The organism is Rheinheimera gaetbuli (genome assembly GCF_054781935.1).
The window spans coordinates 162,111-187,842 of record NZ_BAAGTL010000028.1 but is presented as its reverse complement, the minus strand read 5'-3'; the positions used below and the strand labels follow the sequence as shown (position 1 = coordinate 187,842).

General features: G+C 50.6%; 21 protein-coding genes. 13 read left to right on the top strand and 8 right to left on the bottom strand.

The features are described 5' to 3' along the window. A complete protein-coding gene (gene hisG, locus ACYVIC_RS17250) occupies positions 1-909 on the bottom strand; it encodes an ATP phosphoribosyltransferase (RefSeq protein WP_173499564.1) in 909 nt (302 codons plus the stop codon). A 388-nt stretch (positions 910-1,297) separates the two neighbouring features. Beyond that, positions 1,298-2,371, bottom strand: a complete 1,074-nt coding sequence (locus ACYVIC_RS17245) for a M24 family metallopeptidase (protein WP_460861948.1) — start codon at positions 2,369-2,371, stop codon at positions 1,298-1,300. Positions 2,372-2,511: 140 nt separating this feature from the next. Between ACYVIC_RS17245 and ACYVIC_RS17240 the strand changes: the two genes are divergently transcribed. Next, complete coding sequence (locus ACYVIC_RS17240; RefSeq protein ID WP_460862651.1) at positions 2,512-3,162, top strand: GntR family transcriptional regulator; 651 nt, start codon at positions 2,512-2,514, stop codon at positions 3,160-3,162. Between the two features lie 42 nt (positions 3,163-3,204). Here the strand turns inward: ACYVIC_RS17240 and ACYVIC_RS17235 are convergent, their stop codons facing one another. Beyond that, the gene (locus ACYVIC_RS17235) at positions 3,205-5,832 is read right to left on the bottom strand and encodes a M9 family metallopeptidase (protein ID WP_460861947.1); all 2,628 of its coding nucleotides are present in this window, start codon (positions 5,830-5,832) and stop codon (positions 3,205-3,207) included. A gap of 223 nt (positions 5,833-6,055) precedes the next feature. On the opposite strand from ACYVIC_RS17235, the gene ACYVIC_RS17230 reads away from it, so the two are divergent. Then, positions 6,056-8,296, top strand: a complete 2,241-nt coding sequence (locus ACYVIC_RS17230; protein ID WP_460861945.1) for a S9 family peptidase — start codon at positions 6,056-6,058, stop codon at positions 8,294-8,296. 55 nt (positions 8,297-8,351) lie between these two features. Here ACYVIC_RS17230 and ACYVIC_RS17225 read toward each other — a convergent pair whose 3' ends face one another. From ACYVIC_RS17225 to ACYVIC_RS17210, 4 genes are all read right to left on the bottom strand, one after another. Continuing rightward, a complete protein-coding gene (locus ACYVIC_RS17225; protein WP_460861943.1) occupies positions 8,352-9,770 on the bottom strand; it encodes a peptide MFS transporter in 1,419 nt (472 codons plus the stop codon). Between the two features lie 58 nt (positions 9,771-9,828). Beyond that, positions 9,829-10,017 (bottom strand): hypothetical protein, encoded by a 189-nt coding sequence (locus ACYVIC_RS17220; RefSeq protein WP_460861942.1) that lies wholly within the window; start codon positions 10,015-10,017, stop codon positions 9,829-9,831. A 71-nt stretch (positions 10,018-10,088) separates the two neighbouring features. Continuing rightward, entirely contained in the window at positions 10,089-12,797 is a 2,709-nt protein-coding gene (locus tag ACYVIC_RS17215) for a TonB-dependent receptor domain-containing protein (protein ID WP_460861941.1), read from the bottom strand. Between the two features lie 91 nt (positions 12,798-12,888). Then, entirely contained in the window at positions 12,889-14,142 is a 1,254-nt protein-coding gene (locus tag ACYVIC_RS17210; protein ID WP_460861939.1) for an NAD(P)/FAD-dependent oxidoreductase, read from the bottom strand. Between the two features lie 80 nt (positions 14,143-14,222). On the opposite strand from ACYVIC_RS17210, the gene dapA reads away from it, so the two are divergent. From dapA to ACYVIC_RS17155, 11 genes are all read left to right on the top strand, one after another. Next, positions 14,223-15,146 (top strand): 4-hydroxy-tetrahydrodipicolinate synthase, encoded by a 924-nt coding sequence (gene dapA, locus ACYVIC_RS17205; protein ID WP_460861938.1) that lies wholly within the window; start codon positions 14,223-14,225, stop codon positions 15,144-15,146. 17 nt (positions 15,147-15,163) lie between these two features. Beyond that, positions 15,164-16,165: a 4-hydroxyproline epimerase gene (locus ACYVIC_RS17200; protein ID WP_460861936.1), complete on the top strand. Its 1,002-nt coding sequence runs from the start codon at positions 15,164-15,166 to the stop codon at positions 16,163-16,165. Beyond that, a complete protein-coding gene (locus tag ACYVIC_RS17195; protein ID WP_460861935.1) occupies positions 16,165-17,673 on the top strand; it encodes an aldehyde dehydrogenase (NADP(+)) in 1,509 nt (502 codons plus the stop codon). Before ACYVIC_RS17200 ends, ACYVIC_RS17195 begins: the two co-directional genes overlap by 1 nt. Beyond that, entirely contained in the window at positions 17,670-18,866 is a 1,197-nt protein-coding gene (locus tag ACYVIC_RS17190; protein WP_460861933.1) for a M24 family metallopeptidase, read from the top strand. The genes ACYVIC_RS17195 and ACYVIC_RS17190 overlap by 4 nt, the downstream gene beginning before the upstream one ends. 96 nt (positions 18,867-18,962) lie before the next feature. Continuing rightward, positions 18,963-19,214, top strand: a complete 252-nt coding sequence (locus tag ACYVIC_RS17185; protein WP_460861931.1) for a hypothetical protein — start codon at positions 18,963-18,965, stop codon at positions 19,212-19,214. A 91-nt stretch (positions 19,215-19,305) separates the two neighbouring features. Continuing rightward, on the top strand, positions 19,306-21,231 hold the full coding sequence (locus ACYVIC_RS17180) for an ATP-dependent DNA helicase (protein ID WP_460861929.1): 1,926 nt from the start codon (positions 19,306-19,308) through the stop codon (positions 21,229-21,231). A gap of 1 nt (position 21,232) precedes the next feature. Further along, positions 21,233-21,931, top strand: a complete 699-nt coding sequence (gene tsaB / locus ACYVIC_RS17175; protein WP_460861928.1) for a tRNA (adenosine(37)-N6)-threonylcarbamoyltransferase complex dimerization subunit type 1 TsaB — start codon at positions 21,233-21,235, stop codon at positions 21,929-21,931. Positions 21,932-22,126: 195 nt separating this feature from the next. Beyond that, the gene (locus tag ACYVIC_RS17170; protein ID WP_460861926.1) at positions 22,127-22,429 is read left to right on the top strand and encodes a hypothetical protein; all 303 of its coding nucleotides are present in this window, start codon (positions 22,127-22,129) and stop codon (positions 22,427-22,429) included. A 61-nt stretch (positions 22,430-22,490) separates the two neighbouring features. Beyond that, positions 22,491-23,228 carry an SDR family NAD(P)-dependent oxidoreductase gene (locus tag ACYVIC_RS17165; protein WP_460861925.1) on the top strand — a complete coding sequence of 246 codons (738 nt, stop codon included), beginning with the start codon at positions 22,491-22,493 and terminating at the stop codon, positions 23,226-23,228. Beyond that, positions 23,228-23,728 carry a DUF2878 domain-containing protein gene (locus ACYVIC_RS17160; RefSeq protein ID WP_460861923.1) on the top strand — a complete coding sequence of 167 codons (501 nt, stop codon included), beginning with the start codon at positions 23,228-23,230 and terminating at the stop codon, positions 23,726-23,728. The genes ACYVIC_RS17165 and ACYVIC_RS17160 overlap by 1 nt, the downstream gene beginning before the upstream one ends. Continuing rightward, positions 23,712-24,221 carry a chalcone isomerase family protein gene (locus ACYVIC_RS17155; protein WP_460861922.1) on the top strand — a complete coding sequence of 170 codons (510 nt, stop codon included), beginning with the start codon at positions 23,712-23,714 and terminating at the stop codon, positions 24,219-24,221. Before ACYVIC_RS17160 ends, ACYVIC_RS17155 begins: the two co-directional genes overlap by 17 nt. A 103-nt stretch (positions 24,222-24,324) precedes the next feature. On the opposite strand, the gene ACYVIC_RS17150 is transcribed toward ACYVIC_RS17155, so the two are convergent. Further along, complete coding sequence (locus ACYVIC_RS17150; RefSeq protein WP_460861921.1) at positions 24,325-25,623, bottom strand: alkaline phosphatase; 1,299 nt, start codon at positions 25,621-25,623, stop codon at positions 24,325-24,327. Between the last annotated feature and the right edge of the window lie 109 nt (positions 25,624-25,732).

Sequence of the window (25,732 nt, the reverse complement as noted above, 5' to 3'; positions counted from 1 at the left end):
CTACTCCATCATCTTTTCAATTGGCAGCACCAAAATTGAGCTGGCGCCCAATGCTTTTAACTGCTCCATGGTTTCCCAAAACAGCGTTTCACTGCTGACCACATGAATGGCGACCATGTCATTGTTACCCGCCAGCGGCAGCATAGTTGGGTTTTCAGCGCCCGGCAGCAGCGCAATCACTTCATCTAAGCGGGCACGAGGTGCGTGCAGCATAATGTATTTGCTTTCATTGGCCTGCATTACGCCGTTAATACGTGGCATCAACTTGTTAATCAGCTTGAGCTGGCGCTCATCGGTTAAGCCTTTACGTTGAATAAGCACAGCCTTGCTGCGGTAAATCACATCGACTTCTTTCAGGCCATTAGCTTCTAAGGTCGCGCCGGTAGACACTAAATCACAGATTGCATCGGCCAGGCCGGCACGCGGCGCCACTTCAACCGAGCCTTTTAAGTTAACAATACGCGCACTGACACCTTGCTCTTTTAAATAGCGTGCCAGCAAACGCGGGTAGGTGGTGGCGATGGTTTTGCCGTCCAGTGACGCAACACCGCTATAGTTTTCTTCCTGCGGTACGGCAATCGATAAGCGGCAGCCGCCAAAATCCAGCCGTTTTAATACGGTGTAATCAAAGCTATCGTTATCCAGTTTGCGCTGTAGCGATTCTTCTTCCAGCACGTTTTCACCGACGATGCCCAAATCACAAACACCGTCCATCACCAGGCCAGGTATATCGTCATCGCGCACGCGCAGAATATCAATATCCATATTCTCGACATGGGCAATCAGGCGCTGCTCGCGCAGATTGATTTTTAAGCCGCAGCTGGTGAACAGGGCCTGAGAATCGACCGACAAGCGGCCGGATTTCTGCATGGCGATACGTAAGCGTTTAGATTCTGTTGCCGGACTCATATTGGTCTCCGTGACGATAATTAAAATATATAATGCGAATAAACAAAAACCCCGGGCCTGGGCTCGGGGTTTTTGTTGCTGTACCACCGGAGCGCCAGAAAATAGCCCTCCGAAAATTCCGGACGGCTAGTCGCTATGATGGTGTAGTACAGTGACAGTTTTCATTTCGCAGTTCTTACTCATTAAGATGTTATACAACTTAAAGCTTGCAGCGTTAAACTGCAAGCAAAAACTTAGCCTGTAATAGTAGAGCGCTTGCCATTAAATTATTGTTTTTAAATGTTAAGTTGTTTTTGTGGCTACGGGTGGTGAAAATAATTTTTATGCTTAGGTCAGGTTTTACCGCTTTTTTGGTTCATAAGTAAGCTAGTTGTATAGTCAATCTGAGTCAGGCTGGTAGCTGTTGCAGCTGTCTTGGGCTTTGTGTCAGTAGCTGATAGCCTTGCTGGGTTATGACAATATCATCTTCAATCCGCACGCCGCCAAAGCCGGGCTTATAAAGGCCCGGTTCAATGGTGACAACCATATCGGGTTGCAACACAACCTCACAGCCGCGGCGCATTAGCGGATATTCATGCAGCGCCAATCCCACACCGTGGCCTAAACCTTCGCCGACATAAGCGGCATAAGGCGAGGCGGTCAGCACAGCTTGGGCTATCTGATCGAGCTGTTGGCCGCTGATACCAGGCTTTACCGCCGCTAACGCTGCTTGCTGTGCGTTTAATACGGTTTGATAAAACTGCTGTTGTTCAGCACTGGCCTGACCCAGCACCACAGTGCGGGTCATGTCAGAACGGTAGCCTTCGACGCGGGCGCCAAAATCCAGCAGGATCCAATCGCCAACGGCAAAGCGGCGTTGGCTCGGCTTGCCATGCGGCAGGGCACTACGTTCACCGGATAGCAAGATAGTAGGAAAGGCCAGTTCATCAGCGCCCAGCGCGTAGATTTTTTGTTGCAGTAAATCTGCCGCCGCCCGCTCTGTCATACCCACCTGCAACTGCGGCAGTAACCAGGCTAACGCGGTGTCGGCAATAGCGGCGGCCCGGCGCAGGCAATTTAGTTCATGCGGATCTTTGCAGGCGCGAAGCTGCTCAGGCAGATTGGTAGCCGGGCTCAGTGTTAGCGGCAAGTCATGCTGCAGCTGCCAAAATAATTCGACGCTCAGATGGCCATATTCCAGATGTAAACGATTTATCGGTTGATGCTGTAATAGCTCGGCGAGGCATTGCCCCAGGCTCTGTGCTGAGCGGTCGCGACAAATAATGTCAACGCCAGCGCATTCAGCCTGTGCCTGTTCGGTATAACGATAATCGGTGATCAGAAATTGCCGCTCGGCGGTAATAAGCAAACTGGCGGAGCTGCCACTGAAACCAGACACATAGCGGATATTTAACGGTTCGGTCAGCAGCAGAGCCTGATAATTGAGTTGTGCCATTAACTGGCGTAATTTACCTAAGCGCATTGGCAACCTCCTTTTGGTATACAATATCCAATATGCTTGACGACAGCAAGTGCTGTTTTAATGCCTGGCTAAGTTATTGCTGCAGCAATAGATGTATTTGGTATACTGCATACCATGTTAAGGCAAAAGCAGGCTCTGTGATGGTTGTTGAATATAAAACTCGTACCCAGGTAGTTGTAGAGGCGATCCGGGAAAAAATTCTCACCGGTGCTATTAAAGCGGGTGAGCCACTGCGACAAGCGGCGCTGGCTGATGAGTTAAAAGTAAGCCGTATTCCGGTGCGTGAAGCGCTGCTGCAGCTGGAAGCCGAGGGTCTGGTAGAGTTTGAAGCGCATAAAGGCGCTACCGCAACTAAGCTGTCGGCCGAGCAGGTGACCGAATTATTTGAACTGCGCGCTTTACTCGAATGTGAGCTACTGCGGCTGGCGATCCCCAAGCTGACTGAGGCTGAACTGGCACAAAGCGAACAGTTGCTGCAGCAGATGGCTTCGGCTTTTCATGATGTAGGAACTAAGAGTTCCTGGAGTGAGTTAAATACCCGCTTTCATTTAAGTTTGTATAAAGCTGCAGATCGGCCGTTAACCTTTGAAATAGTTCAAAATTTAATCGTTAATTCAGATAGATATATCAGAGTGCATCTGTTATTGGCGGGGGGTATCAATAAAGCTGATCCTGAACATTCTGCACTGCTAAACTTTTGCCGCAAAAAGCAAGTGAAAGAGGCTTGTCAATTGTTGCAAAATCATATTACCGGCGCGGCGAAGGAAATAGTTAATATTCTGCATAAATAACAAAACAAGGGACGCCAGGGGCGGCCCTTGTTTTGTCTGCATCTAATTCATCGTAACTGTGAGTGTAGTCTGTGGCCGTTCAGAATTAGCATGAACACTGATATAAGCCCAACCAACCGGTAATGCCTCAGTGGTAATGGACTCGTTACTGCCCGTGCTGACAGAACGTTGTTGACTATCATCAGATGTCGGCCAGCTTACATTACTAAAATACAGGTCTGCATTGCCTTCGCCGTTGCCGTTGCCGTAAAGGTTAAAGGTATAACGTGCATTAGCAACGGTGTTGTACAGATAGAAATACGTATAATCGCCATTATTTGCCGCTGCAACACAATATTCGTTATCCGGCGCAACCTGTATATAGCTTACCGGCGCTTGCGTTGCGCAGGCATCAGGTTGTGTCGTCCCGCTTTCTAATGTTGCTGTCAGTGTTAGACCACTAAAAGCTCTGTATGCATGAGTTGAAACATACCAACGACCCGCTGCAGGCGAGGTGAATTCGCAGCCTTCGTTATTGCCATTTCTATATGGCCGGCAATCATAGTTACGTAAAGCGGGTTCCTGACCACGTTTTACGTAAAGATCGGCATCACCGCTACCTCCTGTCTGAGAAATAGTCAGCTTACTTTGGCCGGCAGGTACATCAACAAAGTAATGTAACCATTCGTTGCGTTCAGCAGCTAAGCCCGTTTTGCTCTGGCCGGAGATGAGTTCATTTGTATCTGGTGGATCTGTCGGATCCGTTGGATTAGTTAATGTCACATCAGGGGTAGTATCATTACTTGTTACGCTGCCTAACCAGGTTGACCATTCTGCATCATAGCTGGTGCCTATAGCGTTTATCGCGGCTAAATAGCTGTCATAGTTACCCGTTCTGAAGTGAGCTAACAGTTCGTTTAATTTGGCAGGTTGACGCTCAAACATAAAACGAACAGCCAGGTAACCCCAGTGATATATCCGCTCAGTACCGCTGTTGTATGTGTTAGACATGATTTGGCTTAGCGCAAATTTGCGTGAGCTAGCCAGGCTTACCGCATAATCGTTACGGTTTTTCTTTGAGACGTACTCAGCTAAACCTTCAATCCACCATACGGTTTTATGGGTTCCAACCCGGGCGTCGCCAAAATCGCCTTTTAAGTTAAAACGTCCGTCTAAATAATGCACCATTTCGTGCGTCAGGTTCCAAATGGTAAAATCTGGCCTTAGCCATTCAGCTTCATAGGCTATAAAACGTGCCTGGTTTCCTGCCTGTGCCGGGTTACCTTCGAGGTACATGCCACCGTTATTGGTATCTATACCGAAAAATAATCCAGCATACAGGCCATAGTCGTCGCTACTGTCAAACACTACCATTTCCAGGTTGCTATTAAGGTCATCTGCCACCGGCTGATTATTTGTCACCAGGAACTGATGGAAAAAACTCTCCTGTGCAACTAAGGTGTTGCAAGATTCGTTAAATTGGTTAGACGTCATATCCTGAACACGGAATTTTAAAGAATCATTACAAGAATGACGCGTGTTTAACACCTGTTGTTCCAATTGCTCAGCAAAACCGCAAATGTTAAACGCTGCACAACGACCATAGTAATCAACAGTAGCTGCTGTTTTTATCCATACATTAGCGCCAACGCCATTCATATTGTAACGGCTTAAAATTTTGCCCACTTCACTATCAACAGTTACTGAGGTTGCAGTATTGCTGTATTGCAAAAAGCGGCTTAGTTCGGCGGCGGCGTTTTCCTGCATAAATGATGAGTTGGAATTAAGCATCCAGTCTGATGTGGCAAAGTTGCCTAATTGCTGTATCAGTTGACTGTCGTTTGTTGCCGCCTCTACAAAAGCGCTGTCGTAATGCCCGCGAAATAACACCGTGAATATCGAATTAACAGCCGAGCGCATATTCCAGCTCTCAGCCATATTGCTGTTCCAGCGGGTCAACCATTGTTTTACGACATATAAATAACGCGCATTTTCACCGGCACTGTCGATAAGTGTTAAAGCGTCCTGAATATTTCTGCCATGTAGGTCTGAGCTGCTATAAAACTGAGGATTGGCAAATAAATTATCCAGCGCTGAATGGACAGCTGTTTTAACCCAGGCAGGATAAGCCGGGATGGCGCTGGGGTTATAATATTGCACGTAATATCCGGTGCGTAAAAAGTAATAAAGCTTACCTATTGTTTCTTCAGTTGCAGTGCCAGGGTTGTAGCTGCTCGCTAAAGCTGCCGTCGCATTGGCTACGGTATACATTTTGTCAGCCTGAAATGCCGCTATTGCGGTGGCATCACCGTTAAATAGTGCATTAATACACGATGATGGGTTGGCCAGGATATGGTCAACTAATGCCTGCCCGGTTTTATTGCCATAACCGCTATATACTGAGTCGCAGTTTACGGCACTCATTATTGCCTCGCCCGAACGGCTGAGCTGGATTGCGGTATGAGATTCGTAAAATTCCTGCTCTTGTTGATGTTTGAGCCGCAAGGCGTCAGGTAGTGGCTCAACAGGCGCCTTTATGCTGCCCGAGCTTGGATTTACTGAATTTGCGTTTAGCGCTTGCGGTGCAGGTTTATCATTTGCCAAAGCAACAGAACTGTAAGCGCTAATGGCCAGTGCCAATGCGCTTAATACAGTTTTTGTTCTCAATGATTTTTGTTGTTGTGTTCTCATGTCTGGTTCCTGTGCATTAGATGTTATTTTTGCCATCGCGGGCTTTTGTAATCTAAACGTAATGAATACTGTATACAATATCCTTTAAAGACTGTTTGCTTATACATTAGGTTACTTCTGATGTTATTTTGACCTAACCATAATAGGTAAATTGTATAATGGATATTGTATGCAGTTTTGTGTGCTGTTATGCTCAAGTGCCATTTTTACATTAGGACTGAGTATGTTAGCCAGATATTTACTGCTGACAGCCGCGTTACTGGCGACACCGGCGTTAGCGTCTGAACCTCCTGCTATGCAGCTTGCTTACCAGCAGGCGCAGCAATATTTTTACCCCAATGTGCGGCCTTTAGTGCTAAATGCCGAGCTGCCGTTTTACTGGCAACAGCAAGGCTATTGGTTTAGCCGCCAGCAAGCCGATGGCCGCAACTTTTACTTTGCAGACAGCTTGCAGCAAACGCCGCAGCAGTTAGATATGGCTGAACTTTCCCGAGCTTTGGCAGCGGATTCCGCGCTAGATGCTGATGAGCTGCAAATAAGGCTTAACCGCACTGAACAGCACTGGCAGGCGACATTGCAATACCAGCAGCAAAGCTGGCGTTGTCAGCTGGCATCGGTTTATCAGTGCCAGGTGGTGGCACAGCCCACAGCGGTAATGTCGCCAGACAAGCGCTGGCAGCTGGCTAGCATAGCGCATAACCTGCTACTGACTGATCTCAGCTCGGGCCGGACGCAGCAATTGACCACAGATGGCAGTGGCGATTATGCCTGGGGCGAATTAAATGACTGGTATCAGCTGGACCAGATTAATGGCGCGGCGGTAGCGCCCAAACGCAATACGCAGTTTGTCTGGTCAGGTGATAGCCGCTACGCCGCCACCTTTGTGCTGGACAGACGCACTATGCCAACGCTACATATGCTGCAAAACCTGCCAGCTCAGGGCCACAGCGCAGTGTTGCACTCTTATAAACGCGCTTTACCGGGTAATGATCAGCGCTCGCATTATCAACTGGCGATTGTTGATGCGCATAGCGGCAAAGTAAGCATGACGCTGCTGCCGCCGCTTGAAACCACGCAAAACTGGGGCGATGTCAGCTGGCATGACGACGGCTTTTTCTATCTGGTGGCGCGCGACCGCGGCATGCGGGCGCTGACATTATGGCAAATTGATACCGCGGGGGTGGCAACCATAAAATGGCAGGAGCGCAGCGAACAGTTTCTCGATTATGCCAAACACGGTATTGCCTGGCTGGACGCTGATCAGTTTGTGTTTAGCTCTGAACGCGATGGCTGGAACCATTTATATCTGCAGCAACGCAATGGTAAAACGCGCCAGCTGACGCGGGGTGACTTTGTTGTGCGCCAGCTGCATGGCGTAGACCATAAAAACCAGCAGCTGTATTTCTCTGCGTCCGGTCGCGAGCGTGGCGATCCTTATTTTCGCTATTTGTATCGTATTAACCTCGATGGCAGTGCGCTGACGCTGCTAACACCGGAATATGCCGATCATCAGGTGAGTTTATCGCCAGACTGGCAGCATTTTTACGACAGCTATTCCCGTGTTGATCTGCCGACCATCAGCACAGTGCGCCAGAGTATGGATGGCCAGGTGCTGCAAACGCTGGCGGTAGCCGATGACAGTGCGCTGCGCGCCACTGGCTGGCAGCCACCGGAGCCCTTTAGTGTGCTGGCGCGCGATGGCAAAACGCCGCTGTATGGTTTGCTGTATAAACCAACCAATTTTGACCCGGCCAAACGCTACGCGGTGGTGCAGCATATGTATGCCGGCCCGCATACTATCGTCAGCGCCAAGCGCTTCTCGCGCGGCTTTGCCAATACCGAAACACCGCTGGCGCAACTGGGTTTTGTGGTACTGAATCTAGATCCGCTGGGTACAGCGCATCGCTCGCGGGCTTTTCACCTGCACAGTTATAAAAATCTCGGTGATATAGGCGGGCCAGATTTTATCAGCGGTTTGCAGCAACTTGCTGCCAAGCGGCCTTACCTGGATTTAAGCCGGGTTGGCGCTTACGGCCATTCTGCCGGCGGTTATGATGCCGCCAGGGCGCTATTGAAATACGGCGATGTTTATAAGGTGGCTGTGGCCTCGGCCGGTAATCACGATCACCGTATGTCTAAAGCCTGGTGGCCGGAGATGTGGATGGGTATGCCGGAAGAAGGTGAGCATTATGACAGCAACAGCAATATGACGCTGGCGCATCAGTTAAGCGGCAAGCTGTTATTAGCCACGGGGGATTTAGATAATAATGTTAATCCGGCCAACAGTTTCCGGCTGGCGGCAGCCATTCAGGCAGCAAACCGCGACGTGGATTTATTGCTGTTAGCGAATAAAGATCACGATTTGCGCGAAGACAGCTACTTTACCCGCCGGCGTTGGGATTATTTTGTCCGGCATTTACTTGAGCAAGCACCACCAGCGTTTTTCCACATCAACAGCAACTAAGTAAAATAACGCGGCGCCCGTTAGTTCAGCGAAAATTAACGCGCCGCTTTACCAATCAGGCTTTGCCGTGCATCCAGTACACCAGTTTGTCGGCCAGACAATATAGCAGTAGGCCCGCAATAAAGGCGGCTATTGCCAGGCCGCTGAAAATGGCAAAAGCGTTGGCTATCATGGCCTCGTCAGAGGTGCCTTTATCGGTACCTATTAAAGAACCTATTAAACCGGCTAATTTGTTAGCGGCGGCTAAAAACAGATACCAGGCGCCCATTAATAAAGATGCCATGCGCAGCGGCGATAAGCGGGTTACCATTGCCAGGCCAATAGGTGATAAACACAGTTCACCCAGGGTAAAAAACAGATACGCCAGCACCAGCCACCACATACTCGCTTTACTGCCATCACCTTGCTGCATTGTAGCGCCAACCATAAATAAAAAGCCGATACCCAGTAGCACCAGGCCTATGGCAAATTTCAGTGGCGAATTGGGTTCATGCTTTCCTAAGCGCAGCCATAATATGGCGAATAGCGGCGCAAAAATCATTATGAAAAGTGGGTTAAGTGATTGAAAATAAGTGGGGTTAAGTTCAACGCCAGCAACGGTTCTGTCAACAAATCGGTCAGCGTATATATTCATCAGGCCGCCGGCCTGTTCAAAGCCTGCCCAGAAAATAATAGTAAACAACCCCATTATTAACAGCACCTTTAACCGGTCAACTTCTTGTTTGGTTAAGGGCGCCGTACGTTTTGCTTCAGACAAACGTCTGTCACGCCTGGCCGCCGGTTCAATACCAATGTCACCCAGTAACACTTTTGCCAAGGTCATTTGCAGCACTAACGCCAATATCATACCTAAGCCTGCCAGTAAAAAGCCTGCCTGATAATTGCGGACATGGACGAGGTCACCATTAACCGTGTGTTGAAACCCAAACTGATCAATCACAATGCCAACGCTGATCCCGGCTAAAAACATACCGGCATTAATACCCAGATAAAAGATGGTAAAAGCGCCGTCGCGGCGGCGATCACCTGCCGCATATAAATCGCCCACCATAGTGGATATGTTTGGTTTAAATAAGCCATTTCCCAGGATCAGCAACGCCAGCCCGGCATAAAAAGGGTAGAGCTCGATTCCGGCAAACCAATGATGCGGCAACGCCAGGCTAAATTGGCCCAGCGCCATTAATATGCTACCGAGTATGATTGCCAGGCGCTGGCCTAGCAGATGATCTGCCAGCCAGCCGCCGAGTAATGGGGTAACATAAACCAGCATGGTAAAGGTGCCATATAACTTTAATGCACTTGCCTGGTCCCAGCCTAAGCCGCCGCCCTGACTGTGAACGGTGTCTACCAGATACAGCACCAGCAAAGCGCGCATAGCGTAGTAGGAAAAACGTTCCCACATTTCGGTGCCAAACAGCAAAAATAAACCTTTAGGATGGCCCCAAAGATCTGTACCTCTAGATATTTTGTCCATTTTTATTTAATTCCTTGCTTGTTAATTTGCAGGTGATGAAAGTGTTGTTCATCATTTATCAGGTGTGCGGGTTGTAGGTAACATCGATATCCCCGGCAAAGCTTTGGTATTGCGACAACGTGGGTTTTTCGCTGGCTATGTCGGCTGGTGTTAGGGGATTTGGTGTGGCCTTTAACGACACACAGACAGTTAATGCCAGGAGCAGCATCTTTTCTTGCAAGTAATGTTTCATCGCGGGGAGTCTCAAAAAACTCCTGGCTAGTTAGCCAGGAGTAAACAACAAAAGATGCAGGCTTGCCATCTTTTGATTTCCAGGGGTTAGAAACTTTGCGTATAGCCCAGGTAAAGGGTGCGGCCATAGATGCTGTATAGGCTGCGCGAGTAACCGCCCCATTTATCAAAGCGCGGATCTTCGTCAGTCAGGTTGTTGATACCCAGACTGACTTTACCTTGCCAGGGCAGCTCTAATTGATAAGAGATGTTATGAGTAACGAGTGAACCCACCCGGTTATCTACCACCCATTGTTGCTCGGCGTTAAGTTCTTTATCCTTTTGCGCGCTGATGTAATTGCCATAGTAAGTCAGGCTGTGATTACCCTGGTTGTAGCTGAGGGTTAGGTTAATGCGATCTGAAGGATAATCGATGCGGCCGATTTCATTCATACCAAGTTCTAACTCACCCATGTTGCTTTCAACCGATTGCGAGCGTTTAAAGCGAGCTATGTGGGATAATCCCAGGTCAGCTTTAAATTCGCCGATGTCGGTTGCCAACCTGCCACTTACTTTAACGTCAATGCCTCGCTTTTCTTCGAAGCCTCGGTTAGTTGTAGTAATTTTCATGCTTTCCAAACGCCCGTTTGGCAAAAAGCTAATTGCCGTATTGGGAAACAGGGCAGAAATATCTTGACGGGGTTGGCCTGCGGCGTCTGCAGCTTCCCATAGTTTTGCCTGGCTATAGGCAATCAGACCCGGACTTAACTGACTAATAATATTATCAATTTTCAGCTCCCAAAAATCAGCGGTTAAACTAACGTTGTCATAAATATCCCAAACAACACCGATATTGCTGGTTTTTGAGGTTTCAGCTTTTAGTTTGTCGTTACCGCCAATATCAACATAAATACTATCGCGGCGGGTGCAGCCGGTTATTTCCTCACCAGCTGTTGCATGGCATAGCGGGTAGTTGGTGATGGTGTACCAGCCTTGGGTTGGGCCACGGTATAGGTCTGCCAGCGTTGGTGCTCTGAAACCTTCGCCATAAGAAGCACGAATTAACAGATTATCCAGCGGGGTGTAGCGTAATCCTAGCTGTGGATTAAAAGTCCCGCCAAAATCACTGTAGTGGTCGTAACGACCGGCAATATTGGCTTCAAGTTGAGAAAAAACAGGTACGGATAATTCGCCGTAGACCGCTTTTACGGTTCGCTCACCATTGCCGCCCGCACCACCGCTACCGCCAAATATTTTCCCAGCCTTGGTTAAGGCGTCGATATCTGACATAAAGTGCTCCTTGCGGATAGCAGCACCAATATAAGCCGCAACACTGCCACTGGCCATTTCAAATAAATCAGCGCCAGCACCGGCACTGAAATCCACCGCTCTGGCTTTAGAGAATTTATCAATATTAGCGGCGGCTCCGCCTGGAACATCAGAGTTAGGATCGCGAGGGTCCCAGCCAGTAAAGGTGGCGGTAGTATCGTCGTAACTACCAATTAATTTCTGCACTGCGTCGGTGTATAGATATCCCGTACCCCAGGTAAAGTTGTTGTACCGGTTGACGTTAATAGCGGACTCCCAAAAGCCCCAGCGGGTTGTGCCTTCTACACTCAGCAGAAAATCGAGGATGTTGTCGTTATGCCTGGCAACACGGTCACCCGCAGAGTCGAAGCGATAATATATCCGATCTCCGGCCTCTACTGCTCTTAGCGTATGACCGGCCTCAGTGGTATATGAGGGCAGGGCGGTAGGGAAAATAATGGTGCCGGGAACGGGGGCGGAAACATCTTTACTGCGGTTGTTGGCCCAATAGGTTCTGGCACTGAGTTTGATATCTGCAGTAAGTTCGCGATTATACATAACAAGGATGTTATCTTGGTTGCTGCTTGAATTCATGTTGGCAGCAACGGAATGATCATACAGGCAGGCCCGATCATCGGGGTAATCCAGTGACGATACCGGGCCAATAAAGGCATTCTGGCCGTTTTTGTTGTAGGCATTGCAATCGTCATTCATTAACGGTGTTTGGTAGGCCCATGAATCGTCAGATGATTTAACGATGGTGCGGCCCCACTCCCATATTTTACGCCAGTCATCCATCAGGCCTAGGTTACCGCCAGCAACCAGATAGGGGGCTTCATAGTCGCGCGATCGCATACTAATAGCGTCGCGCTGTTTATGCTCCCAGGTCATAATAAAATTGCTTTTGCTATCGCTAAAACCTGTGGTCATGGAAAAATCGTAGCTATCGCCGCCGCCGCTACGGCTGGTGGTTTCGCGCCGAAGACTAACCTGGCTGCCGTTGTAATCTTTTTTCAGGATAATGTTAATAACACCAGCCATAGCATCAGTACCGTAAATTGCTGAAGCACCATCACTTAATACTTCGATACGTTCTACAGCAGCCATTGGCAAGGTATTGAGATTAGCTGAACCGCCGTCCATAACAGGCGATTTGGCCATTCGCTGGCCATCAAGCAACACCAGGGTGCGCTCTGAACCAGAGCCTTTCATTGATACCGTCGATTGTGATGCCCAGGAATTATTGGCACCACCGCCCCAAGAGCCGAAAGAGTTAAAATTGGATGCTCTGAGCGCATCGCCAACATTGTTAAAGCCTGCCGCAATTACATCTGCAGCATTTATCACGGTGATAGGGCTAGCACCTTCCATATCGACCTGTTTCAAACGTGAGCCTGTAATGGTAATACGTTCTAGCTGGTCGGCGTCCTGTTCGGCTGATGCCAACACCTGATAATGCGTTGAGCCAAGCAGTAGCGTGATTAACAGTGGTAATTTTGCGCGTTGCATGAATGTTTCCTTCTTCCTGTTGTTTTCTTGTGTTGTTGTGCAAAAAAGCAGCTTTGTTATACCTTAATGTGTATATTGTATACAATATAATTTAAAATCTATTTATGCGAAATGGTGTCAAATCAAATGCTGGCGCCTGTTTCAGCAGGCAGCTGGTCAGCAGTTCAGCGCTAAAGGCTGCCTGCGTCAGCCCAAGATGCTGATGGCCAAAGTTGTAATAAATGCCGCTATGGCGCGGGCAGGGGCCCAGCACCGGCAATGAATCGGGTAATGATGGCCGGTTACCGGCCCAGACCGCATGGGTAGCAGATAAGTCAGCTTCTGCTGGTTTAACTGCAGTTGTGCGCTGGCGCAGTAACTGGTCGGCATGTTGCTGCAGTACGGTCGCGCGCTGATAATCGGGTTTGGTGTGCAGGCCGGCAAATTCTGCCGTACCCGCCAGACGCAAGCCGTGCTGCATGGGCGTCATTATGCATTTGCGTTCCAGTGAGCTAACCGGCCGGCTCAGTGCCACCGGGGCCAGCATCAGGTGATAGCCACGCTCGGCTTCCAGCGGCACCCGCCAGCCTAACTGCCGGGTAAATTGCGCTGAATGCGCACCGGCAGCAATAATCAGCTGTTCACAGACAATTTCTTTGTCGACGCAGATAAGCTGGTGCCGGTTTTGGCCAGGAATGACTTGGCGCACTTCAGTCTGCAGATAACGGCCACCCAGTTGGCAAAACTGCTGATAAAGTTGCTGGCATAACGCTAAAGGATCGCTGCTGTGTGCCACTTCAGTAAAATCCAGTGCGGCATTCAGCGTGGCAGCCAATGCCGGCTCCAGCTGCTGCAGTTGCTGTCTGTCACACCAGCGCACATCTATGCCAGCGCTGCGATAAACCTGATATTGCTGTTGCAGTGCACTGATATTGCGGTGTTCTGTCACCAGCAGCGCGCCGTTATATTGGATTTGCTGGCTCAGCTGACAGCTGTGCAGCAGTTTTTGCCAGCTGGCCAGGCTGGCATGGTTTAAGCCACTTAACGCCCGTTGATGGGCATCGCGCTTGCTTTTACGCATATTGGCGACAAAGCGGGCGAACCACGGCAGCGCCTGCAGTAAATAACTGGCGCGAATACGCAAGGGCCCAAGTGGATTGAGCAGCATGGCCGGCAATTGGCTTAACAGCGCCGGTTGCGCCAGCGGGAATACCTGTTCGGTAGCAAAGTGGCCGGCATTGCCAGCTGAGCAGCCCTGGCCAATACCGTTGGCATCGAGCAACAGCACGTCAAATCCGGCTTGTTGCAAAAACAAGGCGTTGCTTAATCCCACTATACCGCCACCGATAATACAGACCTGTTGCACAGCAAAACTCCAAAATCACTTGATAATGCAGATTGTATACAATATTCTTTATCCAACATCAATGATAGAGGTTAAAAAAGATGCAAGTAAACTGGCAAGGTGTCTATCCGGCAATCTCCACGCAATTTCAGCAAGATGGCAGCATTAACTACGCGGCCAATGCCCGAATGTTAGAGCAGCTGATAGCTGATGGCATTGACGGCATTATTGCGTTGGGTACCGTGGGCGAAAATGCCTCACTGACGTCGACAGAGAAGCGGGAGTTTTTGCAGCAAACGGTAAAAACGGTGGCCGGGCGTATTCCGGTAATTGCCGGTTGCACAGAGCACAGTGCCGGCCAGGCTATTGATTATATTAAAGCCGCTGAACAAATTGGCGTAGATGGCATTATGTTGCTACCGGCAGTGGTGTACCGCGGTACCGACCGTGAAGTGCTGGTGCACTATCAAACCGTGGCGCGGGCGACGAAATTGCCGATTATGCTATACAACAATCCGGTCAGCTATGGCGTGGATATTAACCTGCAGATGACCGCTATTTTGGCAGAAGAGCCGAATATCGTTGCTATTAAAGAGTCCACCACCGATACCCGCCGCATCACCGAGCTGCAAAGCCGTTTTGGCGAGCGGTTTCAGATTTTTTGCGGCGTCGATGATATCGCACTGGAATCAATATTCCTCGGCGCTACCGGCTGGATCTCCGGTTTAACCAATGTGTTTCCGCGTGAGTCGGTGATGTTATTTAAACTGGCCCGCGCCGGGCGTATTAACGAGGCACGGCAAATTTACCGCTGGTTTATGCCTCTGCTGCGGCTGGATACCATTCCAACCTTAGTGCAGTGCATTAAGCTGGCTGAGCAATTGCTGGAGCGTGGCAGTGAGCAGGTGCGTTTACCGCGGCTGGCATTGGAAGGCGCAGAGCGTGCTTATGTTGAACAGGTGGTTGCCCAGGCGCTGCGCACCCGGCCAGATCTGGCCAAGTATGACGCCATGTTGGCGCAATAACCAAGCGGAGGCTGGCGGTGTTAAAAGGAAGCTTTTTTTGTATCGACGCCCATACCTGTGGTAATCCGGTGCGGCTGGTAACCAGTGGGCACCCGGTGCTGCGCGGCAGTACGATGAGTGAAAAACGGCTGGATTTTCTCGCCCACCATGACTGGATCCGCAAAGGCCTGATGTTTGAACCTCGCGGCCACGCCATGATGTCGGGTGCCTTTTTGTACCCGCCCTGTTCAGACAATGCGGATGCCTCGGTGCTGTTTATCGAAACCAGTGGCTGTTTGCCGATGTGTGGCCATGGCACCATAGGCACCGTAACAGCCGCGATAGAGGCGGGCTTAATCCAGCCGAAAACGCCGGGCGAGTTGGTGCTGGATGTGCCGGCAGGGCAAATTCAGGTCAGTTATCGCCAGCAGGGCGACAAAGTGCTGGCGGTGAAAATTATCAATGTGCCGTCCTATCTGGCTATCGCTGATGCCTGCGTTACAGTGCCGGGGCTGGGGGAGTTGAACATCGATGTTGCTTATGGCGGTAACTTTTATGCCATTGTCGAGCCACAAGCAAATTTCCCCGGTTTAGAGCACTGGAGCGCAGATAAAGTGCTGCATTTCAGCCCGCTGCTGCGCGATGCGATGAACAGTGCTTATCAGTGTCAGCATCCACTCGATAGCAGTATTAGCGGCGTTAGCCATGTGCTGTGGACCGGTGCGCCGAAAACCGCCGGCTCTGATGCCGCCAATGCGGTTTTTTATGGTGATGGCGCTATCGACCGCTCGCCTTGTGGTACCGGCACCAGTGCCCGTATGGCGCAGCGTTTTGCCCGTGGTTTGTTACAGCAGGGCCAGCGCTTTGTACACGAGAGCATTATCGGCAGCCAGTTTAGCGGTGTGGTGGAAGCGGTAACTGAAGTTGCCGGTTGCACGGCAATAATACCGTCCATTGAAGGCTGGGCGCATGTTTATGGTTATAACCAGATCCGCATCGACGATGCCGATCCCTACGCCGAAGGTTTTCTGGTGAGGTAATGATGATTACAGGACAACATTATATCGGCGGTCACTGGTGTGGTGAGCCGCTAAGTAAAAACACTGCTTTCAATCCGGCGCAAAATGCGGCGCTGCCATGGTGCTTTGCCGAAGCGGGGCAGGCTGAACTGCATAGCCTGACAGAGCAGGCAGCGGCGGCTTTTGCGCAGTATCGTTATGTAACAAACACCGCTAAAGCTGATTTTCTTGATGCAATTGCTGCTGAGCTGGAGCAGCGTAAAGCCGAGATTATCAGCACTATGGTGCAGGAAACGGCGCTGCCCGAAGCCAGAGCAGAAGGGGAGCTTGGCCGCACCTGCAACCAGTTGCGGTTATTTGCCACTGAGCTGCGCGCGCCAGCCAGCGATTGCAGCCTGCCAGCGTTACCGCAGCGCCAACCCTTGCCACGGCCGTCGCTGCGGCTTGGCAAAGTGCCGCTTGGCCCGGTAGTGGTGTTTGCCGCCAGCAATTTTCCGCTGGCGTTTTCGGTCGCCGGTGGCGACACTGCCTCAGCGCTGGCAGCCGGCTGTCCGGTGATTGTTAAAGCGCACAATGCGCATCCGGCTACGTCTGAATTGGCAGCGCGGGCTATAGCAGCGGCAGCAGATAAAACCGCGATGCCGGCCGGTGTGTTTACGCTGGTGCATGCCCGGCAGCATGCATTTTCCGAAGCGCTGATCCAACATCCGGCGATTAAAGCGGTGGCCTTTACCGGCTCTGAGCAGCTGGGCATGCATTTTCAACGCTTGATCTGGCAGCGACCGGTGCCTATTCCGTTTTTTGGCGAGCTGGGCTCACAAAACCCGCTGTTTGTGTTGCCACGGTATCTGGCACAGCATGGCGACAGTTTTGCCAACCAACTGGCGCAGTCGGTGCTAAATGGCTGCGGTCAGTTTTGCACCCGGCCCGGCTTAGTGTTTGTACCCAAAGGGTCTGGGGCATTACAGGCGTTACTTAAACAGCATTTTAGCCAGGCTCAGGCTGGCGCCATGCTAACGGCGAAAATCGCCAGCCATTACCGCGCTGGCTGTCAGGCGCTACTGCAAACGGATGGCGTAAGCTTGCTGGCGCAAGGCGAGGGCGAAGAAACGGCCTGCTATACCCGGCCGCGGCTGTTTGCTACCTCTGCCAATGCGTTTATGCAACAGGGCGTTTTGCAGCAGGAAATTTTTGGCCCGGCCACGGTATTGATTGAATGCGCTGACCTAACTCAAATGCAGATGCTGGCCACCACCTTACAAGGCCAGTTAACGGCCACGCTGTATGCCACTGAGCCGGAACTGGCCCCGGCGTCCGCTTTGGTGCAGGAGTTGGAGTTGCACTGTGGCCGCCTGGTTTATAATCAAATGCCAACCGGAGTTGAAGTCTGTGCCGCTATGCAGCATGGTGGGCCCTTTCCGGCCACTACCGACAGCCGGTATACTGCGGTAGGCAGCCAGGCGGTGCAGCGTTTTTTGCGGCCACTGTGTTATCAGAACTTTCCAGTACGTAGCGGAGATGCAGAATGAGTAAACAAATTGGTGGCGCAAGCGCCGCAGATGCACTGGCGCAGCTAAACGATATGACGGCTGGCGTGGTGCCAATTACGGCCGACGAGTTTGCTCAGCGTCTGGCTAACGCCTGCCAGCTAATGCAACAGCAGCAGTTGGATGCGATGCTGCTAACAGCCGGCACTAATTTGTATTATTTTACCGGTTTGCGCTGGTATGCCAGCGAGCGTCTGGTGGCGGCATTGCTGCTGGCCGATGGCAGCTTGCATTACATTATTCCCGAGTTTGAACGCGGTACTATAGCGCCGCTAATGCTGTTGCCCGGCCAGCTGCATGGCTGGCAAGAGCACGAAAGCCCGTATCAGCTATGCGTGCAGCTGCTGCAGGGCAAAACCACGCTGGCGCTGGATGAAAGTGCCGCGTTTTTTATTGCCGATGGCTTAAAACGCGCAAACCCGGCGCTGCAGCTAACTAATGCTGCCAGTGTTAGCGCGGTATGCCGGCGCTGTAAATCAGCCGCCGAGCTGGCCATTATGCAGCGGGCGATGGATATGACGCTGGCCGTGCATAAAGCGGTAGCCAGCATCTTATATGTCGGCATCAGTGTGGCTGAAGTCGAGGCGTTTATTGCTGCGGCGCATCGAAAGGTAGGGGCGGTAGAGGGCAGTTATTTTTGTATAGTGTTGTTTGGTGGCGACACGGCTTATCCGCACGGTGTGGCTAAGCCCAAGGCGCTTGAAGACGGCGACATGGTATTAATTGATACCGGTTGCCGCTTGCACGGCTATCTGTCAGATATTACCCGCAGCTATGTGTTTGGCACGCCAAGTGCGCGCCAGCGTGAGGTGTGGCAACACGAAAAAGCTGCTCAGGCAGCTGCCTTTGCCACCGCCGCCATTGGCGTGCCCTGTCAGCAGGTAGACCGGGCTGCGCGCAGTTATCTGCAACAACAAGGCTACGGCCCAGGCTATCAGTTACCTGGCCTGCCGCACCGTACCGGTCATGGTATCGGCCTGGATATTCATGAATGGCCCTATCTGGTTGAGGGTAATGAGCTGCCGCTCTCAGCAGGAATGTGCTTTAGCAACGAGCCGATGCTGGTGCTGCCGGGCGAGTTTGGCGTGCGGTTGGAAGACCACTTTTATATGACAGAGCTGGGCCCGCGCTGGTTTACTGAGCCCGCTTTGGCCATTGATCAGCCGTTTAGCTGAACCCGCTAAAAGGAACTTAGCTGGCGGTTATTCTCTCCTAATATAAAGTTAGTACGCTCTAGGCCGATAACAGGTAAACCACTTTAGGAGAAGCCGATGGACGCTTTTATGCCCTTTATACAGCGCGTACCCGGTACGCCGGTCGAGCCTGATCCAAACCAGGTGGTGCCGGTGTTTAAGGATGCGCGTTTAAGCCCAATTAAGCCCAACGAGCAGAAGTACCTTATTTTAACCCGACAGGCGCGTAAACGTGACCGGCGTCAGGAAGACTACCCGGATGCGCCTTACACTACACCGGAAGATGAGCAGCATGTGGATAAAGACGGCCATCTGGATATTTTTGTCTGAAATTCCCCGCGATTAAGGCATAATAACCGACTTATTTTATTGTTGGTTGTTGCAGTGCTATCTGGTTTATTTAATCATCTATCGAGTTGCTATGCGTAAGCAGGTTGCCAGCGCCTTTGCGCCAGGCGGCGCTTTGGCGTCGCATATTGCCGGTTTTAACGCCCGCGACGCCCAGCTGCAAATGGCAGAAGCGGTGGCCGACGTGATTGAAACACCGGGCGCCCTGGTGGTTGAAGCGGGTACCGGCACTGGTAAAACCTACGCCTATTTAGTACCGGCGCTGCTAAGCGGTAAAAAAGTGGTGTTATCTACCGGCACGAAAAACCTGCAGGAACAGCTGTATTTCCGTGACTTGCCCAAAGTAGTTAAAGCCCTGGCCAGTCCGTTGCAGCTGGCGCTGTTAAAAGGCCGCAGCAACTACTTATGTTTATTTCGCTTAGAGCAGCATTACAACCATGTGCCGCTGCAGGATGAGCAGTTGATCCAGGATCTTAGCCTGATCAAAAAATGGTCGGCCGAAACCCAAAGTGGCGATATCGGCGAGCTAAGCTACATCAGCGAAGACTCCAAAGCCTTGCCGTACGTTACCAGCACCACGGATAACTGCCTGGGTAAAGACTGCCCGGTGTATGAGGACTGCCACTTACTCAAAGCGCGTAAAAAAGCCCAGGCGGCTGATCTGGTGGTGGTTAATCATCACTTATTCTTTGCCGATTTAGCGCTGAAAGACACCGGCTTTGGCGAGCTGTTGCCGCAAATGGATGTGATTATTTTTGACGAAGCACACCAGCTGCCAGATATTGCCAGCGACTATTTTGGTGAAAATGTCTCCAGTAGGCTTCTGCTCGATTTATGTCGTGATATCGATACCGCCTGCAAAACCGAGCTGCGTGACCACCCGCAATTAGCTAAAACTGCCGATAAAGTCGCCTTATTGATTAAAGACTGGCGGCTGCAGTTTGGCACTGAACCGGCCAAAGGCAACTGGCGCGAGCTTTATCAAAAAACTGAGATGCAAACCGCGTTGAACCGTGTAGGTGAAGCGATAGACATGCTGTATCTGGTGATGAAAAGCAGCCTTGGCCGCAGCGATTTAATTGATAATGCCTTTGAGCGTTTAGCGCTGTGTAAAGCACGCTTATTAAAGTTAACCGATATGCAGCAAAGCGGCGTTAGCCTGTGGTTTGAAACCACCCGCCTGCACGTTAGCCTGCATTTAACGCCGCTAAGTATTGCCGACAAGTTCCGCGATATTGTCGCTGCCGATAGCCGGAGCTGGGTGTTTACCTCTGCCACCTTGTCGGTAAACCATGGCTTTAGCCATTACACCGCGCAGATGGGGCTGAACAACGCCAAAACATTGTTGCTGGAAAGCCCGTTTAACTATGGCGAACAAGCGCTGTTGTGTGTGCCGCGCTATTTATCGGAACCGCACGAGCAGGGCATGGCAAAGCAGTTACTGCAAATTGCGGTGCGGCTGATAGAGGCCAATAACGGCCGCTGCTTCTTTTTATTTACCAGCCACCGCATGCTGCAACTGGTGGCAAAGCAGCTGCCGGATCTGATCCGTCAGCCGGTGTTGGTGCAGGGTAGTATAGGTAAGCGTTTGTTGCTGGATCAGTTTGTTAAACTGGACAACGCCGTGCTGCTCGGCACCGGCAGTTTTTGGGAAGGCGTAGATGTGCGTGGTGACACGCTAAGCTGCGTGATTATCGACAAACTGCCATTTGCCTCGCCGGATGAGCCCTTACTGCAGGCCCGCAGTGAAGACTGCGTTATGCGCGGTTTAGATCCCTTTGCGCAAGTGCAGTTACCGCAAGCTGTTATTACGCTAAAGCAAGGCGTAGGCCGCTTAATTCGCGATGTTACCGATCGCGGTGTGATGGTTATTTGTGACAACCGTCTGGTAACCAAGCCGTACGGCGAAGTATTTTTAACCAGCTTGCCGCCAATGCGCCGCACCCGCTCACTGGATGAAGCGGTGGACTTTTTACAACAGATAAAACAGGACAGCTAAGTTGAACACAGCCACTCGTAAACTTCTTGCCCTTGATACCTCAACCGAAGCCTGCTCAGTAGCCTTGCAGGTTGGCACGGACATCTTAACGCTGGACGAAGTCTGCCCGCAGCAGCATAGCAAACGTGTATTGCCGATGGTGCAGCAGCTATTAAGTCAAGCCGGGATCAGCTTGAATCAGCTCGATGGTATCGTGTTTGGTCGCGGGCCTGGCAGCTTTACCGGGGTGCGTATTGGCGTGGGGGTAACTCAGGGGCTGGCCTTTGGTGCTGATGTGCCGGTGTATGGCGTTTCAACATTGGCGGCGATGGCCCAGGCGGCGCAGCGTTTACACGATGCAAAACAGGTTATCGCAGCGATAGATGCGCGTATGGCGGAAGTATATATCGGCAGCTTTGTGTTACAAAACGGTCTTATGCAGCCAAGTAGTAGTGAAGTTGCTATTAAACCACAGGATATCAGCGGCTTTGGCCTTAATGGCGAAGTGCATGCTGTCGGTACCGGTTGGCAGACTTATACAAAGGCGTTGTTGCAAAAGCAGGCTGCTGTTATCGCCGATGATATTTTATATCCGTCGGCGCAGGATATGCTGACGCTGGCACTGCCAGCACTTGCTGCCGGACAATTTATTGCCGCTGAGCTGGCAGAGCCGGTGTATGTGCGTGATGAGGTGACCTGGCAAAAACTGCCCGGAAGATAACCTTCCTACTTGAAGCTGCAGCGGTGTTGGCTGCATTAACTCGCCCCAATCACATAGACAACTATGCTCATGGGGACGAGTTAACTTGCCGCCTTGCTGCATCGTCAATTAGTTTGGCTATCCGAAGTGTAAAAGTGCTTGGTTTGTTGGCGCGGCTGGCTATAATTAGCGCTATGTCAGGATGAGTTTTGTACTATGACACTGAATATTAACGCTGCAGCAAATGCTACGCAAAGTATTGGTACCGTATTTAATGGTGCTGAGCCGCGCCGTTCAACACTGCGCAACGACACCGCAACAGAGTTACCGTCAGGCCGCGGTGTGCGGGCAAGCTCAGAGGTAATAAACCGGCTGGATGATGAACGCCGGGAACAAGCCAGTTTCACTGCCAATACAGACCGGCGCAGCCAACAAGCGATAGATGCTTATCAAAGCCAGGCTAACGAGCAACGTCGCAGTGAAGTACAAGCCATGCTGGGTGTTGATCTTTACGCCTGAGTAAATCCAATTCTCTGTTATTGTCGTAACCTAAACGGTACTTACTTGTTTTGAGACGGTTATGACTTCTACCTGTTTAATCACCGGTGCCAGCTCCGGCATTGGCCGGCAGCTGGCACTGCACTACGCTGCCAATGGCTGGACAGTCTACGCTGTAGCGCGATCTGCAGATAAGCTTGATGAGCTGAGTAAAAATGCTCGCATTCATGCGCTACCACTTGATCTGACGGACAATACGGCCCTTCAAACTTCGGCTTTAAAATTGCTGGAACAAGGTGTTGTGTTGGATCTTGTACTGTTAAACGCCGGCACTTGTGAATATGTTGATGTGTATGATTTGGATTTAGCGGCTTTTGAGCGCACCTTTGCTATTAATTTTCATGCCGTGGTGGCAGCAACTAAATACTTTATGCCACTGTTAAAAGCCTCATTATCACCACAGCTTGCTATCGTAAGTTCGATGGCACATTTCTTTCCGTTTACCCGCAGCCAGGCCTATGGTGCCAGTAAAGCCGCCGTCAGCTACTTTACTGACAGTTTGCGGGTTGACCTGGCCGGCAGTGGTATCAGCGTGCATTTGATTGAACCGGGTTTTGTCGACACGCCTTTAACGCAAAAAAATGATTTTGCTATGCCGTTTTTGGTGTCAGTTGAGCAAGCTGCCAGCAGGGTTTTTGCCGGCTTAGAACAAGGCAAAAGCCGTATTCGTTTCCCACGGCGTTTAAGTGTGATGTTAAAGCTGCTATCGCTGTTGCCATATAATTTACGCAATAGTGTAGCGACGCGGATGAAACAATAATGAATGATAAAGCAACGTTTAATTGGCGGGCGTTAATTGGTTTTGAGCTTTGCTGGTTAGCACTGGTGTATTGGCAGCAGCTTGCGGTTATTCCGGTGTTGTTGTACTGGTGTTATGGCATGTGGCGGTTAAACAAGGCAGGGCGCATCGCGGTTGTGATAACTCTTATCGCCGGCTTAGTGGTCGATATGTTGTTGGTTCAGGTTAATGTGCTGCAGTTTAGCAGCGGCAGCCTGTTGCCGCTGTGGTTTGTATTACTTTGGGGCGTATTTGCCCTGGCAGCGGTGGAGTTTATGGCAAAAGTACTGACTAAACCCTGGCTGGCGGCGATATTAGGTGCCAGTGGCGGGCCCTTATCTTATTGGGGCGGTGCCGCATTAAGTGGCGGTGTTATGCAGTTTCCTCAGCCGTTATACTCGGCGTTGGTGTTAACTGCAGTATGGGCGCTGATTGCTATAGCGCTTGGTCAAAGCAGGAGGTGGTATGTTAAAGCCGTATAGTGTTGCATTGCTGCTGGGTCTGGCTGGAGCTGGTTTTAATGCGGCGGCAGTGCCGGAGCTGGCGACAGTAGGCGAGGGCTCTTACCGCTACCTGTTTTGGCAGCTGTATGATGCGCGCTTAGCGACACAGAGCGGTCAGTTTGAAAGTTATAGCCAAAGTACGCCGTTGTTGTTGGAGCTAACCTATAAACGCGATATTACCAGGCAGCAGTTTATTGATGCCACAGTAGATGAATGGCAAAAGCTCGGCCAAAGCAGTAAAGAGCAGCAACAGCAGTGGGCACAACAACTGCAAAGCTTGTGGCAGGATGTAAAAGAAGGCGACAAGTTAGCGGCGTTATTAGAAGCTGATGGCCGTGTCAGGTTTTATGTAAACAGTGTTGAAACCGGCATATTGGACGATACCGCTTTTGGTGCGGCATTCTTTGACATTTGGTTGCACCCAAACACCAGTGCGCCGAAATTGCGCCGCCAATTAATTGCGATTAATTAGTAGTATACAAACGAACCGGTTTGCCCACGCTAACGCGCCATGCCTTCAACGGTTAGCTTAGCGCAAATCGGTTCTTATTTCGGCGTAATTACCGAAAAGCAACTTACTTAGTTTGCTGAATATATTGCATCAGCTTCTTTGCGATTTCAGTATTATCCTGAAAGCCGGCAAAGTCTTTAGCATTTTTACCGTATGCCAGCACCGCAACATCTGCAGCGGTATGGCCGCCGGTCGTCCAGCCGGTGTAAGAGTATTTAGCCACCAACTGGTTTGACAGTTTGCGCAGCGTGGTTTCATCTTGTTGCCGGGTAGCCAATAACGTTTTTTGCTCTTCGTCAGTTAAGTTGATTGACGTAAGCTCTGCCCATAACGCCAAAGCGGCGGCATCAGAGTCTGCTTGCTTTAGCTGTTCTGCAATTTTGCGGCCGGTGGCTTTTACCTTACGTACAACATCTGGCAACCACTGGTATTCACCAGCTGCACCCAGCGACATACCGCCGGTTTCATGATCAGCGGTAATAACCAGCAAGGTATCCGGGTTTTTATCCACATAGGCTTTGGCTACCGCAATAGCTTTGGCGAAATCGTTCATTTCAGCCATGGCGCAGGCGATATCGTTATCATGGCCACACCAGTCAATCTGGCTGCCTTCTACCATCAACACAAAGCCTTTTTTAGCCGGTGTTAACAATGACAGCGCTTTTTCGGTTAGTGGCGCCAACATAGCATCGAAACCGCTGTTCAATTTAGCGGGCAAGGCGGTTTCAGCCAGTAACATCATCGCTGGCGCTGTGGTAATGCTGTCTAGCTGGGTGTAATCGTCTGTGTATTGATAACCCAGCTGCTTAAATTCATTGACCAGATTTCTGTCTTCACGCACAAAATATTTAGTGCCGCCGCCAATCATTACGTCGGCTACCGGTTTGCCATCAATACGATAATCCAGGTACATATCGGCAATTGCATCGTAATTGCGCCGGCTTTTATTGTGGGCTAAAAAAGATGCCGGTGTAGCATGGTTGATTTGTGAGCTGGCAACAATACCATTGGCTTTGCCGAGTTTTTTCGCCAGCTGCATCATAGTGCCGATCGGAATATGCTGACGGTTTACTGCGATAGCACCATTGTAGCTTTTAAAACCGGTGGCCAATGCCGTAGCCGCGGCGGCTGAGTCGGTAACATAGGTATCGTCATCCGGATAAGTACTGGCCATCCCCAGCCACAACTCATCAAAAATAGTGTTTTCTACCTCAGGTGTTGTTTTATCGTCAGTAAAATAACGATAGGCTGATAAGTAAGACGGCCCCATACCATCACCAATCATATAAATAATATTGTTTGGCGCAGAAACTACTGCCACAGGAGCCAATAGCAGTGACAGAGAAAATATATGTTGGCGCATCAGAATACCTTTTTAGTGTTTGACGTTGTGCGTTGCTAGTGTACTTTATACATCAGGTATGACCAACAGATGTCGACGGCTGGTGGGCGATTTACGCTGAATCAGTTTA

Excerpts from the sequence above, each read along its gene's own strand:
- hisG (WP_173499564.1), bottom strand. The coding sequence starts at position 909 with ATGAGTCCGGCAACAGAATCTAAACGCTTACGTATCGCCATGCAGAAA.
- ACYVIC_RS17245 (WP_460861948.1), bottom strand. The coding sequence starts at position 2,371 with ATGCGCTTAGGTAAATTACGCCAGTTAATGGCACAACTCAATTATCAG.
- ACYVIC_RS17240 (WP_460862651.1), top strand. The coding sequence starts at position 2,512 with ATGGTTGTTGAATATAAAACTCGTACCCAGGTAGTTGTAGAGGCGATC.
- ACYVIC_RS17235 (WP_460861947.1), bottom strand. The coding sequence starts at position 5,832 with ATGAGAACACAACAACAAAAATCATTGAGAACAAAAACTGTATTAAGC.
- ACYVIC_RS17230 (WP_460861945.1), top strand. The coding sequence starts at position 6,056 with ATGTTAGCCAGATATTTACTGCTGACAGCCGCGTTACTGGCGACACCG.
- ACYVIC_RS17225 (WP_460861943.1), bottom strand. The coding sequence starts at position 9,770 with ATGGACAAAATATCTAGAGGTACAGATCTTTGGGGCCATCCTAAAGGT.
- ACYVIC_RS17215 (WP_460861941.1), bottom strand. The coding sequence starts at position 12,797 with ATGCAACGCGCAAAATTACCACTGTTAATCACGCTACTGCTTGGCTCA.
- dapA (WP_460861938.1), top strand. The coding sequence starts at position 14,223 with ATGCAAGTAAACTGGCAAGGTGTCTATCCGGCAATCTCCACGCAATTT.
- ACYVIC_RS17195 (WP_460861935.1), top strand. The coding sequence starts at position 16,165 with ATGATGATTACAGGACAACATTATATCGGCGGTCACTGGTGTGGTGAG.
- ACYVIC_RS17190 (WP_460861933.1), top strand. The coding sequence starts at position 17,670 with ATGAGTAAACAAATTGGTGGCGCAAGCGCCGCAGATGCACTGGCGCAG.
- ACYVIC_RS17185 (WP_460861931.1), top strand. The coding sequence starts at position 18,963 with ATGGACGCTTTTATGCCCTTTATACAGCGCGTACCCGGTACGCCGGTC.
- ACYVIC_RS17180 (WP_460861929.1), top strand. The coding sequence starts at position 19,306 with ATGCGTAAGCAGGTTGCCAGCGCCTTTGCGCCAGGCGGCGCTTTGGCG.
- ACYVIC_RS17170 (WP_460861926.1), top strand. The coding sequence starts at position 22,127 with ATGACACTGAATATTAACGCTGCAGCAAATGCTACGCAAAGTATTGGT.
- ACYVIC_RS17165 (WP_460861925.1), top strand. The coding sequence starts at position 22,491 with ATGACTTCTACCTGTTTAATCACCGGTGCCAGCTCCGGCATTGGCCGG.
- ACYVIC_RS17160 (WP_460861923.1), top strand. The coding sequence starts at position 23,228 with ATGAATGATAAAGCAACGTTTAATTGGCGGGCGTTAATTGGTTTTGAG.
- ACYVIC_RS17155 (WP_460861922.1), top strand. The coding sequence starts at position 23,712 with ATGTTAAAGCCGTATAGTGTTGCATTGCTGCTGGGTCTGGCTGGAGCT.
- ACYVIC_RS17150 (WP_460861921.1), bottom strand. The coding sequence starts at position 25,623 with ATGCGCCAACATATATTTTCTCTGTCACTGCTATTGGCTCCTGTGGCA.